This is a genomic window from Petrotoga sp. 9PW.55.5.1, assembly GCF_003265365.1.
Classification (GTDB): domain Bacteria; phylum Thermotogota; class Thermotogae; order Petrotogales; family Petrotogaceae; genus Petrotoga.
On sequence record NZ_AUPM01000037.1, the window covers coordinates 17095 to 33594 of the forward strand.

A 16500-nucleotide genomic window follows, 5' to 3' on the forward strand; every position below is an offset into this window, starting at 1 on the left:
TGTTGAAACAAAAAAATGTTAGAACTTTTATTTACTTAACAATGATCATTTATTCTATGGTTATGAATTCTCTTGCTCCTCTTATGACTTCTATTCAAGAAAGGTTCTCTGTATCGGTTGCTATCTCTTCAGCTTTGCCGTTTATAAGCACTTTAGGAACTATGATTTCAAATTTTATTGGAAGTTTTTTTATTTCTCAAATTGGTTATAAGACTTTCTTAATAGGGGCTATGACTCTTCAAATCGTTGGTTTAATTACTTTTGCAACGGCAGCTAATTTTATATTGATAATAACCGCAGTATTTCTACTTGGGTTAGCAACAGGAGCTACTTTTATGACTTTAACCTCTGCATACTCTCACCTTGATAGAAATTACCAAAACTTCGGTTTTTTAAACGCTAGTTTTGGTATAGGGGGTATTATTGGTCCTTTGATTGTAAGCTTATTTCTAACGTTTAATTTTGATTTTAGATTCGTATATTTTGTTCATCTTATTTTAGGTTTAGCACTTTACATCATTACAATAATATTTAAACCCATACAAAATATTAAATATGAAAGTATTAAATTAAAAGAAGCAGTAGGCATAATAAGAAGAAAATTTGTCTATCTATCCCTGCTTATATTCTTATTATATTCAGGAACAGAGATTGGAATAATAACATGGAGTGCAAACTTATTTCATGATGTATTTAATTACTCTAAAGAGGTCTCTTCAATTATTATTAGTTTATTTTGGATAGTTTTTACTTTTGGACGAGCTATTACGGAATTTTTAAATCAAAAATTAACAGAGTTAGGAACTATACTATATTTTTCAATCTCTTTGATTGTAAGTGTGGCGCTTCTCTTAATTTTCCAAAATTATATCTTTTTTCTATTCATAGGATTCAGTTTATCTCCAATCTTTCCAAGCATTCAAAAATATACTAATCAACATTTGCCAAAAAGAATCTTAGGAATGTATAATGGACTTGCCTTTGGTTCTACAGGTATTGGTGCGATGATAATTGCAACCTCTATGGGTATAATTGGCGATATAAATTTCAACATAGCCTATGCAATCCCTTTTTTAACTTTTAGTATGATGATTATTATTAACCATCGATTGGCACTTGAGCAGGTTCCCGAATCCTAACCACATATTATTTTAAAAGGGGAAAAATATGAAATATTCCAAGATTAAAACAGGATGTATAAATGGTTTCAAAGTTGAAGATATTTTGGTAGAAATAGACATAAACTCTCGTTCCACTCAACAAACATTCAAAATAGTCGGAATGCCTTCCACCGCCGTTTTGGAAAGTGAAAAAAGGGTTATGAGTGCCATAAGGAACGTGGGTTTTTCTCTGCCGAATGGTTCAATAGTTTCCAATCTTTCACCAACTTCTTTAAGAAAAGACGGATCACATTTCGACCTTCCAATAGCAGTTTCACTTCTTGAAGCTTCACAACAAATAAAAGAATTAAACAGCAATTATTATATTTTCGGGGAGTTAGGATTAAACGGTGATGTGAGACCAGTTTCGGGTATAGCTCTTTTTTTGATGTATATAAAAGAAAGAGATAAAAACGCAAAGTTCATTATCCCCCGCGGAAACGAAGGGGAAAGCGCCTTTGTAAATAAAAAAGATGTCCTAGTTGTCGATAATTTAAAAGACATTGAAAACATATCAATCAATCTTTTTGATAGTTATTCTCCAAATTATGAAAAACCTGCATATGATTCATATAATCTTGATTTTAAAGAAATAAGGGGTCAACTTTTTGCAAAAAGAGGAATTGAAATAGCGGCTAGCGGTTTTCACAATGTATTAATGAGGGGAACCCCGGGCTCTGGAAAAACTATGATAGCCAAAAGGTTACCTACTATATTACCCGATATGACAAAGCAAGAGATAATAGAGTCAACCATGATTTATTCTGTTGCTGGGTATATGAACATGATAATCGAAAAAAGACCCTTTAGATCTCCACATCACACAGCCTCTTCTGCTTCTATAATAGGAGGAGGAGCCGTACCAAAACCCGGTGAGATAAGTCTGGCTCATAATGGTGTTTTATTCATGGATGAATTTCCAGAATACCGAACAGATGTAATAGAATCCTTAAGACAACCTCTAGAAGACGGAGAAGTAACCGTAACTAGGGCAAAATCTGTTGCAAATTATCCAGCAAAATTCATGCTCATAGCCTCACAAAATCCATGTCCTTGTGGATATTATGGCGATAAAGAGATAGAATGTACTTGTAATATGAATCAGATTCTTAATTATAACCGAAAGATATCTGGACCTATCTTAGACAGGATAGACCTTAGAATAGATATCCCAAGGGTGAAGATAGACGAACTCATGTCTAAAGAAGAAGGAGAAAGTTCAGAAGAAATAAAAGAAAGGGTTTCAAAAACTTTTCAAATACAGATAAAAAGGCAAAATAAATTGAATGGAAAACTCACAAATAAAGAGTTAAAAAAACATGCTAACCTTTCAGAAAAAGCGGAGAATTTCCTAAGACAGGCTGCGAATAATTTAAAATTAACAGCAAGATCAGTAAATAGAATAATAAGAATCTCACGTACAATAGCAGATAGTTTTGAATCAAATTATATCGAGTTATCTCACGTATCTGAAGCTTTAAACTATAGGGGCGGTAAAATAGTATGAAAAAGATATTTTCGCTCCTATTAATATTGTTATTACTTACCACTATACACTCTAATACAATTGAACCTATTTTATTTCCTGATGTTGAATCGTTAGAACAAGTAAAAATTAGGTCTGTAATTGATGGTGATACTATCTCTACTTTTAAATACGATAACAATATACGTTTAATAGGAATAGACGCCCCAGAAACAAAATCAGGAAGTAAACCTATGGGAGAATATAGTTATGAATCTTATCAGTTTGTTAAAAACAAATTACTAAAAGAAGCAAATAGAAACGCATATCTGGAATTTGATGAAAATATGTACGACAATTATGGTAGGATCCTAGCATATGTTTATTATGAAGATGAAGAAGGTTATCTACTTCTTTTAAACGAAGAAATATTGAAAGAAGGCCTTGCAAGACCCCTATTTTATGAAGATACTTCAAAATGGCAGGATGTCTTTGTTGAAGCTTATACCTATGCATATGAAAACAGAAGAGGTATCTTTGAAAAATACGATGATGATAATATTTTAATTGACGAAACTGAACTATCAAAAAAAGACGTGGGAAAGATAAGATGGGTAAAAACCAAGGTAAAAGATGTGAAGCTTGAAAAATCGGGTTTTTACAAAATAATTTCAGAGAACGAAATATTTTACTATGGGGTTAGAAGGCAAGAGTTTGAAGCTTTCTTTGACGAATATAATTTATACGATCTAAAAGGAAAAGAAGCAATGTTTTATGGGGAAATATGGATAGATCATCAAACAAATCAATATGAAATATTAGGAAGAGCGCCTTTTGAAATAAAATAAAAAATCAACTTTCCCGATTATGATATAATATTTGTAATAATTATTCAAATTTTCGTTTATTTGAAAGGACATGATGAAATTGACCTTAAAAAAAGTTGACGTATATAAAGAAATAGAAAATCCTAACAGGAATTTTTTTATTTCTGCATCTGCAGGTACAGGAAAAACTTATATACTAACTCAATATTATATAAAAATCTTAGAAAAAAATTTTCCTAACTCAGATATTATAGACAATATATTAACTGTTACCTTCACAAATAAAGCTGCTTCAGAAATGAAAGATAGAATACTTGAAAATATTTCTAAAAAGTTAGATGAAAAACCGCCATACGGTATCAATGAATTAGACTGGCATAGATACTGGAATGAGATAAAAATAAACTTCCCTAGATCGTGGATAAGAACAATCGATAGTTTTTGTTCAAGAATTATCAGAGAAAATAATATCTCTATTGGAGTTGATCCAAATTTTACTATTATAAACACTTTTCAAAACGATAGAGAAATCGAGAGATCTGTTTATTCTGCACTGAGATTAGTATTGGAAATATACGAGAACAAAAAAATAGATTGGTTAAATTTCCTATCCCCAAAAAGAAGAGAAAGTATTGAAAATTATATAAAGGAAATAAATAGTGAAAAAATAAGATTTAAAAATGCTTTTAAAGAGTTGCTAAAGAATTTTGGATTGGAGTCTTTAGAAAATGCTTTAAAGGAAATAATGCAAAAATGGCGACTTGAAATGACAAAATCCTTAATTATCGATGATTTAGAACTAGATGATAAAAGTCTTTCAAAAATTTATACAGATTTCTTATGGCTTTTTAAGTATATATCCCTTATAGCAACCGAATTTTACTTAGGTTTAACCGTAGATTCTTTCTTGTTTGACTTCAAGGCGGTTTTAGAAAAAGTATTATCAGAATTTGAAAACAAAGATTGGTTACTTAAAAAATATCAAAATAAGTTTAAATATGTAATAGTAGACGAATATCAAGACACTAATTATCTTCAAAAAGAGATATTTGACCAAATCCACACAAAAGATAATTTCTTTTTCTACGTCGGTGATAGAAAGCAGTCTATATATCGTTTTAGAGGCGCTGATGTTTCGGTTTTTTCCCGTACTTTAACAGATGCAGAAAATTCTAAAGAAGAGGTCCTTCTAGGTGAACTTACTATCAACAGGCGCTCTCATAAAGAAATAGTAGATTTTGCAAATTATATAGCTAAAAAATCTCTTTTCAAAAAAGAAATACTTAATTCTAATGGAATAGATCATGTTCTTTTAGAAAATCTTTCTTTTCATAATGGAGATATTTCATCGTACGATCTTGATCCCTTATCCTCAGAAAAGATCCCAATTTTGTCAAATAAAGATAATAAAAGAGTAAAATATCTATTGATAGAACCAACCGAGGAAGAGTCACTAACTAACAAGGATCATCGTATAACATATGAAGTTGAAGCAACTGCCAGGGCTATCAAAAAGCTAATCGGCAAAGAGATGGATTTTAAAGAAAGGAAAGAAAACGAGGTTAATTATGAACGAAGAAAAATAGAACCTAAAGATATAGCCGTATTATTAAGAGAAATGAGCTCAACAGAAAAAGTTATAAGAGAAATTTTCTCTAAATATAATATCCCCTTTTATATTTTTGGAAGTAAATCTTTTTATACAAGGGCTGAAATACAGGCTATTTTTGCTGCTATAAACACTATTCAAAACCCTTACAACGATTACCAATTTGTTCGGTACATGATGTCCCTTTTGGTTGGAATGAGTTTCCAAGAACTTGACAAATTAGTAGAAAATAGAGAAGGAAGTTTGTATGAAACCTTTGAAAAAATAGAAGACCAATTTCCAGAAGATATAAAAAATAGTTACGAGACCTTGAAAAAGTACAAAGATATAAAATATTATTTATCTCCTTCTTCTATATTAAAGGGTATAATCTACGAAAATGATTATTTCTCTAAACTAGCTTTAACAAACGAACCTGAAGTTTGTATTTCAAACGTAAAAAAACTAATAAGTCAATCAGAAGAATACAACTCCATTGCAAATTCTTTTTCTGAATTGATAAGATTTTTGAAAAAAGCTTCTACTATTTCAGAAGAGGAAGCTTCCTTGGAAGATGAACAATCAAACAGCGTAAAAGTAATGACAATCCATAAAGCTAAAGGTTTAGAATTTCCAATAGTTTTTCTGTTGGGGTTACATAATTCTATAAGCCAAAAGAAAAACAGTAATAACAACAAAGATTATATTGAATTTTCAATACCTGATTCTGATGGCAACAGATATTACCTATTAAAAAAAGTATTCGATGAAAATTTAGAAAACACAGATCACTGGCTATTAAAATGGTTTAAAAACAACGAATTTTTGAACAATACTGAAGCCAATAGATTAGCATATGTTGGTATAACAAGAGCAAAAGATGTGTTAATACCTGTAATAGTAGACAACCAAAAAAACGAATCTCTAAATAACTTTTTTTCAATGGCCAAAAATTCAAATATAAATATTATTAATCACTATGACATTGAAGAAATTGATATTGAAGTTATTGACTCTAAAACTAAAACAAGTGATGATACATTTCAAGATATCCCGCCTGAAAATTTAAAAGATTTAACAAATCTTTCATACAAAAAATATATTGCTCCAACTTATCTTATTAGAGAAGTAAAACCATCAGAATTAGAATTGATAGAAGATTTAAACTACTCACCAAATTATACACAAGCTGATTTTGATCCAAGTAATATTTTTTCTGATGAAGAGTTAATTTTTAGGGGTTCCGACCTTCATGCAAAACTTAACAGTGCTCAAAATATAAGTCATATTAAAAATATGATAGAAAATGGAGAACTCCCTCAAGGTTTTGACGAAATTGAAATCATAAAAAAAGCCTTCACTCCTAATCAAAAAAAGATAATAAAAAACGAATGGAGATTGATGAAACAGATTAAAGTTAAAAATAGAGAATACATGCTTTTTGGTATACCTGACAAAGTAATTATTGAAAATGGTGAGATAGAAATTCTTGATTATAAATATTCAGAACTAGACAATCCTAATAAAATAAAAGACTATAACTTCCAAATACAATTCTACCTATACCTGTTATCTGATTTTGGGACTCCGAAAAAAGGTTACATTGTAAGCATTAAAAGGTTGAAAAAACCTATAATTTTTGATTATGACCCGAATTTTGAAGAAACATTATTTGATATGATTTCTAAAATATATAATAGTGGGGATGATTGAAAAAATGTACATAGAAAAGCAAAAGAAGATGACCAAATTTGGAAAACCCCCAGGTGAATTAATATATACAGGTAAAGTTGAACCATCAAATGCCATCATTAATGTGATTTCATATAGTGAATCGTCGTATGAAGAATATGATAATGTAGAATTTGAATTTTTAGATAAACTAAACAAAGATAAAATTCACTGGGTTAATTTTATCAATGTATCAGATAAAACAAAGTTAAAAACGTTTGGTGAAAAGTTTAATCTTCACAAATTAACCCTAGAAGACATTATCAACGTAAATCAAAGAACAAAAGTTGAGTTCTTTGATACTTATACTTTTGTTGTTATAAAAGTTTTTCGTGATCTTTACGAAAAATTAGAGTTTCGACAGCTAAGTATTATTGCAAAAGAAAATATTTTAATAACTTTTTTAGAAGAAAATAATTATACAACAGATCTTTTAAAAGAACAGCTAAAAAACAATACGGGAAATATCCGAGAAAAAGATTTTGGTTATTTGATTTTTTCACTTATGGATATTGCAACGGATAGTTATTTTAGTAGATTAAATTCTTACATTTCTTCTGTGGAAGAGATAGATGCAAAGATGACAGAAGAAGTTGAAGAACAACTTTTTATTAATATAAAACAACTAAAACAAGAAATATTGAGATTCAGGCGGTTTGTCTTCCCTTTAAAAGAAATTATATTTCAACTTCAAAGAAAAAAAGATAGCTTTATTACAGAAAAAAATGAGCTTTACTACATGGATCTATACGATCATTCTGTGAGAATAAATGAATCAATAGAAATTTTGAGAGAAAATCTTAACAATATAACAGAAATTTATCTTTCGATTGTAAGTAATAGGCTTAATGAAATAATGAGAATATTAACCATAATTTCTACTCTTTTTATTCCACTAACTTTCATAGCAGGTATATACGGAATGAATTTTGTGTATATGCCCGAATTACAGTGGAAATATGGTTACTTTGTAGTATTAGGAATTATGGTTGTTATAGCGATTATTATGATTATCATTTTTAAAAGGAAAAAGTGGTTTTAAATAATAAAAGTTGAGGGGGAAGAATGCATGAAAGAAGAAATAATAAAAAAAGTAGACGAATTGAAAAATGATATTGTGGAAAGTTCTAAAAAATTTATATCTATTGACTCTGTTAACCCAAGAACTGGAGGTCCTGGTGAAAAAGAAGCCGCGGAATGGTTAGAATCGTTAATTAAAAATTGGAAGTTCGATGAAATCAAAAAATACAATGCTCCGGATGATGCCGTTGAATATGGTTACAGACCGAATATTGTTGCTATATATAAGGGAACTGATCCTAAAAGAACTGTATGGTTTGTTACTCATATGGATAAAGTTCCGGCAGGAGCTTTAGACCTTTGGATTTCAGAACCTTTCGATCCAGTTGAAAGAGACGGGAAAATTTATGGCCGTGGAAGCGAAGATAACGGGGCCTCTTTAATTTCAACCTTATACGCTATAAAAAGTATAATGGATTTAGGAATCAGACCAAAAAACAATATAGCTTTAGCTTTTGTTTCTGACGAAGAAACAGGTTCAGATTTTGGTATCAAATACTTATTACAAGAAGATGCTTTTGATGAAAATGATTGGTTTTATGTTCCCGATTCTGGTAGTTCGGATGGCAGTTTCATAGAGGTTGCAGAGAAATCTATAATGTGGCTAAAAATCACCACCTACGGTAAACAAGGTCACGCCTCTATGCCTAATTTGTCTACAAATGCACATCGAGCCGGTATGGATTTTGCTCTAGCTGCAGATAACTATGTCCGTATAAATTATAATTTGAAAGATGAACTATTTAACTATCCTTACTCATCTTTTGAACCTACAAAAAAGGTAAAAAACGTAGATAATATAAACACTATCCCTGGAACAGATATTATTTACTTTGATGGCAGAATACTTCCAAATTACGATGTAGACGAAATAATTACCGGCCTTCAAAACCTTTCAAAAGAGTATGAAAAAAAATGGAATGTAAAAATAAAAGTGGAAGGAGAACATCTTGAAGAAGCCAAAAAACCTACCTCCAAAGATCATCCCTCAGTGAGAATACTCAAAGATTGTTTGGAGGAATTAAGAGATATAAAAGTAAAAGTAGGTGGAATAGGTGGGGGAACGTGTGCGGCTATCGTAAGAGGAGCGGGATTTCCCGCTGTTGTTTGGGCTACGCTAGATGAAACTGCACATCAACCTAACGAGTACGTAAAAATAGATAATTTGATAAAAGATACACAAGTCTTTGCTTATCTCATGTCTAAATTGTGATTTCATTCTTTATTCTTTTGAATAATATTGGGGGCAAAGAAATGTATATAAAAATATGGCAAAACAAAGTCTTTGAAACTATAGATTATACAGAAACAATGGAAAAAGCATTAGAAAAATTACAAAATGACTCAGAATATTTAGTTGTAATTAGAAGAGATGGAACCCTCTATAATTTAATTTCTAGGGGAGATATAACCTCTCTCTATACTTATGAAATGGACAAAAAACTAATAGAAATCTTGGATCCTACGGACTCTTTCTTATTTGATACAGATTTAGTAGAAGACGCCTTAGTATTGATGTTAGAAAATAGACTGAGAATTCTACCGATAGTAGACAACGAAATGTATCCTGTTGGTGTTTTTGGTTTATTTGAAGTTTTAAAAGCCTTTAAGACTATATCAGCAATGGAAGAAAAAGGAACAAGAACTATTATATTAATACGGGATATTCCGGGCGAATTGAACAAAACTCTTGGAATATTTGCCAGTAGAAATATAAACGTTCTTTCCTTAATGACCGCAAAGATTTCAAAAGAAAAAAGAATGGTAAGTTTAAAACTAGGAATTAAAGATATTAATAAAATTTCTGATATTTTAGACGAGGAAAATATTGAATATGAAGGCATTTACGAAGAAGATTAGAGGGGAGGAATAAATATGAAAATTGCATATATATCCTATGAAGTTTCTCCATATGCTAAAGCTGGTGGGTTGGCTGATGTTGCTGGAGCTTTACCAAAATATATTAGAGATTTAGGAGAAAATATATACGTAATTATGCCCTTTCATAAGATTATAGAGAATAATACCGATACTTCCAATTTTGAACTAGTCAAAAGCAATTTAATTCCTGATTCCCATAATTATAAAAGTCCTTTTTCAGTTTATAAAAGCTTTTTACCAAATTCCAAAGTAACGGTTTATTTTATAAAATCAGAGGAACTTTTTGATTCAAAAAATATATATGAAGAAGAAAATATTTTCTTAAAGACCTCCTACTTTTGTGATGCTGCATTGAAAACAATAAAAGAATTGGAAAACGATACACTTGTAATTAATTTAAACGATTGGCATACATCTTTAATCTCTGTATATTTAAAAACCAATTACATTGAAGATAACGTATTAGGAAAGATATCTACTCTCTTATCAATACACAATATTGGTTATCAAGGATTATTTGACCCGAATGTTTTAAATTATGCGGGTTTACCAAATTATCTTTTTAACATGAACGCTTTAGAATACTATGGAAAAGTAAATGTCCTAAAAGGTGGAATCCTATTCAGTGATGTAATAAACACAGTCAGCCCTACTTATGCTAAAGAAATTCAGACTGAAGAATACGGATATGGAATGGATAAGATTTTAAAAGTTAAGTCTGATGATCTTTTCGGGATTTTAAACGGCATCGATTACTCTGTTTATGATCCCATAAACGACCCTCATATTTTTGCTCCTATTAAAAGTTATGAAGATAAATTAAAAAACAAAAGAAGTTTACAAAGATATTTGAATTTAAATATAAATGCCAACAAAACGATCGTTTCTTTCATTGGTAGACTTTTTGACCAAAAAGGCGTAGATTTAATTTCAAAAATAGTAGAATATTTTTTACTAGCTGATGTTCAATTTATTCTTTTAGGAACAGGTGAAAAAAATTATGAAGATTATTTCTCTTCTTTGATAAATATCTTCCCAAAAAAAGTTTCTATAAATATAACCTTCGATGTAGATCTAGCCCAAAAGATTTATGCAGGTTCTGATATATTTTTAATGCCTTCAAAGTATGAACCTTGTGGTTTAGGTCAAATGTATTCAATGAGATATGGAACTGTTCCTGTTGTAAGATACACAGGTGGTTTAAAAGACACAGTAACAGAATTCAACCCAAAAGATAAAATAGGAACAGGGTTTGGTTTCCATGAATATAATGAATCAGATTTATTATACTCCTTATTAAAAGCTGTTTATACTAATCAAAAAAGGAAAGAAGACTGGATAAACCTATTTGAAAACTGTATGAAAGCTGATTTTTCCTATGAAAAGACAGCAACAAAATATATAGAATTATACAAGATAGCTCTTTCCAAAAAACGAGGTTTTTAAAATGATGGAATTAAGAAAAGATCCCATAATCAAAAGATGGGTTATTATCTCTTCTGAACGTTCTAAAAGACCTATGGATTTTAAAAAAAGTCATGATGAAATAGAAACATCCTTCTGCCCTTTTGATTATGGGAACGAGTACAGTACTCCGGAAGAAATACTCGCTTTTAGAGAACCAAACACAACTCCTAATTCTCCTGGGTGGTGGGTTAGAGTTGTTCCAAATAAATTCCCAGCCTTGAGTACAAAAAATACCTTAAAAAAGCAAGGGTTAGGAATATATGATGAAATGTCTGGGTATGGTTTCCATGAAGTTATAATAGAAACACCAGAGCATAATACAAAATTTTCCCAAATGCCTATAGATCAAATAAAAGAAGTGATTTGGGCATATATAAAAAGATTTAAGGAAATCAGAAAAGACAAAAACATAAAATTCATTCAAATATTTAAAAACAAAGGTCAAGAAGCAGGAGCATCTTTATCACACCCTCATTCCCAACTAATAGCCACTCCCATAATTCCCGTAACTATAAAATCAGAAATAGAAGGTTCAAAATCATATTATGATTTTAGAGAAAGATGTGTTTATTGTGATATTATAAATCAAGAGCTAAAAGATAAACAAAGAGTCATATTTAAAACAGAAGAATTTGTTGCAATTGCTCCTTATGCTTCTAGATTCCCTTATGAAACATGGATATTACCCATTAAACATTCACACGATTTTGGAACATTAGAGAACCATGAAAATTTAGTTAAAGATCTTGCTAAAGCCTTATCAATGATAACAAAAAGATTCGACAAAAAATTGGATGATCCTCCATATAACCTTTTTATACACACTGCCCCCTTTATAAACGGCTTGGAAGTATTCTACCATTGGCATATAGAAATTTTACCACGTCTAACTCATGCTGCCGGATTCGAATGGGGTACAGGGTTTCACATAAACCATGTTTCACCAGAACAAGCTTGTGCAGATCTCATGGAAGAGAAGGACATACTTTAAGCTAGAGGGGAATAAAATGCTCAATTTAAAAGAAATGATTAATGAGTTTTCAGCAAAAAACGTTATTGAACTAATAAGAAAAATATCCTCTTTTCACAGAGCTAAGGGAAGTTTAGAATATTCACAAGCAGTAAAAGTAATCCGAAATTTTGTAAATGCATCTAATTTATTGCTTTTCCCAATGGATAAGACATATAACAGCTGGAAAAGTCCTTCTAGCTGGAATTTAAAAGGTGGCTATTTGAAATATCAAAATGGCAAATATATCGTTTCTGACCTGTCTTTATACCCAATTTCTGCAATGTTCTTATCTGATAAAACCAACGGAGTTGAAAAATTAAAAGTTTTTGATGTAGGAAGTGGGGAAAACGAAGAAGATTATAAAGATTTTGAAGAGGGTAACGCTGTTTTAGCTGAAGGCGATCCACGAATAATATATCATTACGCTGTAGAAAAGTTTGGAGCCCGATGTATATTAAATTATTATATGAGAAGTCAAGAAAAATCTATAGATAGAACACCAGAATTATTGTCAGACACTGTTAATTACACTTCTTTTCCAGATTTTAAGAAAAAATATGCGTATGGTTATGCCTTATCATACAATGAATTTCTAGAATTAAAAGAATCAATATCAAAAAAAGAAACATACATAGAAGCATTATTAGATTCTGACGAAGGAACAAACAACCTTGAAGTGATTGAAAAAACATTAGGTAAAAGTACAGATAAAGCTTCAATATTTCTAACTGCCCACTTATGCCATCCAAAACCAGGCGCCAATGACAATGCAAGTGGAGCCGCTCTTTTGACTGAAATAATGAGAGTATTAGAAAAATTTGAAGACAGTTTAGACAGGCAAATAACCGGATTATGGGTACCTGAAATGTTTGGAACAGCAGCTTATCTAACAAAAAAAATCCCATCAAATGCCTATGTTATCAACCTAGATATGGTAGGAGAAGACCAAACTAAAACAGGATCAACTTTAAATTTAACCCCTTCACCTTGGTCAATACCTTCATTTCTAGCAGAACTACTTTATATAAACTTAGAAAACCCTTTTTTCAGATTATCTTTTGGAAAATATGGGGGAGGTTCTGATCATTATATATTTTCAGATCCCAACTTAAATATTCCTGCAATTTCTTTAACCAATTGGCCCGATAGATACTACCATTCAAGTGATGATACAATAGACAAATGTTCAAAAAAAACTATAGAATGGATAGGAAAAGCCGTTCTGAAAACAATATACGATCTTTCCAACATGAAAAAAGAAGTTTCAGCCCAAGTAGAAGGTAAGATAATTAACAACCATTTTAAACTTATTGCAGGAAAAAATAGCTTAGTTTCAAATTATATAAATTACATAACCTATACAAAACTAAATCAACTATCAGAATATGATGAAGTAGAAAAAGAATTACTAGACTTTTTTAAAGAAAAAGTAGATTTTACCTTGATTCCCATTGAAAAAAGAAAAATAAGAAAAAACAAAGGTTCTATTTCGAACTCATGGCAAACAATCGAGGATGTTTTATGGTTTAGAACTCCTAAATACAAGGTCCCCAATTTAGATGACTTTTTTGATGAATTTTTAAACCTCTTTGAACTTGGTTTCTCAAAAGAAGATGCAATCAATATTGCTAAAACAGAGTTAGACATTAAAGAAGATATAAAAAACGAATTAGAATATTACCTAAAAAGATTAAAAGAAGAAAATTTGATAGAAAGCTCATTATTATAGAAAATGTGGCTAAAGGAGGAAAAATTTATGCTAAAAAAGAAAAAACTCACAGAAAAAACAACGTTATTCAGAAGCGGAACTCCTTTTAAAACAGGTGCTGTTATTAAAGATATCGATAGCAATGATTTTGAACTGGTTTCAAATGTTCTTTTTCTCAGACTAGAAGAAAAAAGTAACGAAATAAGTTTTATTTATGAGATGGCAAAAGATGATGTCGTATATGGACTTGGTGAAACCTTAGGAGCTCTTAACAAGCGAGGTAAAATCTATAGATTCTACAATACCGATGACCCTGAACATACACCTGAAAAGCAATCTTTATACGGCACTCATCCTTTTATGATATTAGATGGAGAAAAAACTTTTGGATTATTCATCGATTACCCTTCAGAAATAATCTTTGATATAAGTTTTACTCACAAAGACATTTTAAAAATCACGATTCCTTCAAAAGACTTTGATATGTACTTTTTTGATAGTGACGAAAAACTATCCATTATAAAAGAATATTTCAATTTGACAGGAAAACCTTACATACCTCCAAAATGGGCATTTGGTTTTCAACAATCCAAATGGAGTTACTTTAGCGAAAGAGAAGTAAGAGAAGTAGCCAATAAATACAGAGAATTAGGAATTCCTTTGGATGTAATATATACCGATATTGATTATATGGATAGTTATAAAGTTTTTACAATCAACAAAGAAACATTCCCAAACTACGAAGGAATGGTAAAGGATTTAAAAGAAAAGGGAATAAAGGTAATCCCCATTTTAGATCCTGGAGTAAAAATTGAAGAAGGTTACGAGGTATTCGAAGAAGGTAAGAAAAATGGTTATTTTTGTACTGATGAAGACGCTAACCCTTTTGTAGCAGCTGTTTGGCCTGGACTAACCCACTTTCCCGACTTTTTAAATTCGAAAGTTAGAAAGTGGTGGGGGCAAAAGTATAAAGTATTTACAGATATGGGAGTAAAAGGATTCTGGAACGATATGAACGAACCATCTATATTTTATACTCCCAAAAGTTTAGATAAACTTTTTGATTTACTCAAAGATTTAGAAAAAAATAAAGATGAGGCAGGGATCGAAGTATTCCTGGCAAAAGAGAATTTTGTTAATATTTCTAATAACAGAGAAGATTATAGAAGTTTTTATCACAAACTAGATGATGGAACGTTGATCAACCATGATTTGGTACATAATCTTTATGGTTTTAAAAACACACAGGCAACCGCAGAAGAAATGAAAGAATTATTACCTAACCAAAGAGTTCTACTCTTATCAAGAAGTAGCTATCCAGGATTGCATAGAATGGCCTCAATATGGATGGGGGACAACAAATCTTGGTGGGAACATATGCTTGTTAATATAAGAATGCTTCAATCATTAAATATGGTTGGATTTTTCTACACGGGAGCTGATATAGGTGGCTTTGGTGCTGATGCATCAGCCGAATTAGTTGTAAGATGGATGCAACTTGGTGCATTCACACCATTTTTTAGAAATCACACGGCACTAAACACAAGGCCCCAAGAACCATGGCAATTTGATGAGGAATCTTTAAAAATAATGAAAGACATAGTTAGGTTGAGATATGCATTTTTACCGTACACCTACTCTGAATATATGAACTCTGTTAAAGAATCTACTCCATTTGTAAAACCATTATCCTTTGTATTCGATGATGAAAGAGTAAAAGATATCGAAGATCAGTATATGTATGGCGAGTCTTTAATGGTTGCACCTGTGTATGAACAAAATAAAAAAGGTAGATTCGTACATTTGCCCGATGTTAAATGGCTAAACTGGAATGCTTCTAAATTTGAAGAGAGAAATATGAATGTTTATGAACCAGGTGATTACTATATAAAAGCAGACCTTGAACAAATTCCTCTATTCATAAAAGAAAACAATCTAATAGTCTTATCTGAACCAATGAACTACGTTGATGAAAAGGAAATCACTGAATTATGGGTAGTAGGATTAGTAACCGATCAAGCTATCTACAATTATTATGATGACGATGGAGAAACATATAACTTTGCCAAAGGAGAATTTGCTCAAATAAAAATAAACGTTGTAAAAGAAAATGGTGATTTCAAGATAGACGTCAAAAAAGAAGATCCTAAAAACTTACTAAAAATTAAAAAAATTAACTTTGAACTGTACGATAGCGACGGAAGTGCAGTTAGAAAAGATAAGATAATTTAAAAAAGCCGGTATTTTTTTTTTGATATGATACCTCCAAAGTAGACACGTAATTAATAAAAATTATAAAACTACTTTGGAGGTATAATTATTATGTCGGCCTCACTCTTTAATTCCCCTTTTTGAAGAGTTAATATAATAGAATTCCCCTCTTGAGAGGGGTGGATGCGATGTTCTTTGTCGCAGCCGGGGTGTGGTCACAGACGGGGTAGTTGCTTTTGATTTACCTTCACAGAAGCAGAATTAGCTTAAATTCCCCTCTTGAGAGGGGTGTCAGACTGAAAGTCTGACAGGGTGTGGTACATATAATTNNNTAAAAGCTAAATTAAAGAGTGACTACCCCGTCTGCAGT

The 16500-nt window shown here is 30.9% G+C and carries 11 protein-coding genes; all 11 read left to right on the forward strand.

The features are described 5' to 3' along the window. The first annotated feature begins 2 nt into the window (after positions 1 to 2). The 11 genes from PW5551_RS05520 (at position 3) to PW5551_RS05570 (ending at position 16151) form a co-directional block, all read left to right on the forward strand. Positions 3 to 1139 (forward strand): sugar MFS transporter, encoded by a 1137-nt coding sequence (locus tag PW5551_RS05520; protein WP_113074796.1) that lies wholly within the window; start codon positions 3 to 5, stop codon positions 1137 to 1139. Positions 1140 to 1167: 28 nt separating this feature from the next. Further along, positions 1168 to 2667 carry a YifB family Mg chelatase-like AAA ATPase gene (locus PW5551_RS05525; protein WP_113074797.1) on the forward strand — a complete coding sequence of 500 codons (1500 nt, stop codon included), beginning with the start codon at positions 1168 to 1170 and terminating at the stop codon, positions 2665 to 2667. Then, positions 2664 to 3473 (forward strand): thermonuclease family protein, encoded by an 810-nt coding sequence (locus PW5551_RS05530; protein WP_113074798.1) that lies wholly within the window; start codon positions 2664 to 2666, stop codon positions 3471 to 3473. Before PW5551_RS05525 ends, PW5551_RS05530 begins: the two co-directional genes overlap by 4 nt. A 73-nt stretch (positions 3474 to 3546) precedes the next feature. Continuing rightward, on the forward strand, positions 3547 to 6753 hold the full coding sequence (locus tag PW5551_RS05535; RefSeq protein WP_158526146.1) for an exodeoxyribonuclease V subunit beta: 3207 nt from the start codon (positions 3547 to 3549) through the stop codon (positions 6751 to 6753). 4 nt (positions 6754 to 6757) lie between these two features. After that, positions 6758 to 7813, forward strand: a complete 1056-nt coding sequence (gene corA, locus PW5551_RS05540; RefSeq protein ID WP_158526147.1) for a magnesium/cobalt transporter CorA — start codon at positions 6758 to 6760, stop codon at positions 7811 to 7813. Positions 7814 to 7840: 27 nt separating this feature from the next. Next, the gene (locus PW5551_RS05545; RefSeq protein WP_113074801.1) at positions 7841 to 9064 is read left to right on the forward strand and encodes a M20 family metallo-hydrolase; all 1224 of its coding nucleotides are present in this window, start codon (positions 7841 to 7843) and stop codon (positions 9062 to 9064) included. Positions 9065 to 9105: 41 nt separating this feature from the next. Beyond that, complete coding sequence (locus PW5551_RS05550) at positions 9106 to 9711, forward strand: CBS domain-containing protein (protein ID WP_113074802.1); 606 nt, start codon at positions 9106 to 9108, stop codon at positions 9709 to 9711. A 15-nt stretch (positions 9712 to 9726) separates the two neighbouring features. Next, positions 9727 to 11178, forward strand: coding sequence for a glycogen synthase (locus PW5551_RS05555; protein ID WP_113074803.1), 1452 nt, complete (start codon positions 9727 to 9729; stop codon positions 11176 to 11178). Between the two features lies 1 nt (position 11179). Further along, a complete protein-coding gene (gene galT, locus PW5551_RS05560; protein WP_113074804.1) occupies positions 11180 to 12190 on the forward strand; it encodes a galactose-1-phosphate uridylyltransferase in 1011 nt (336 codons plus the stop codon). Between the two features lie 16 nt (positions 12191 to 12206). Beyond that, a complete protein-coding gene (locus PW5551_RS05565) occupies positions 12207 to 13940 on the forward strand; it encodes a DUF4910 domain-containing protein (protein WP_158526148.1) in 1734 nt (577 codons plus the stop codon). Between the two features lie 27 nt (positions 13941 to 13967). Further along, positions 13968 to 16151 carry a TIM-barrel domain-containing protein gene (locus PW5551_RS05570; RefSeq protein WP_113074806.1) on the forward strand — a complete coding sequence of 728 codons (2184 nt, stop codon included), beginning with the start codon at positions 13968 to 13970 and terminating at the stop codon, positions 16149 to 16151. Positions 16152 to 16500 lie beyond the last annotated feature (349 nt).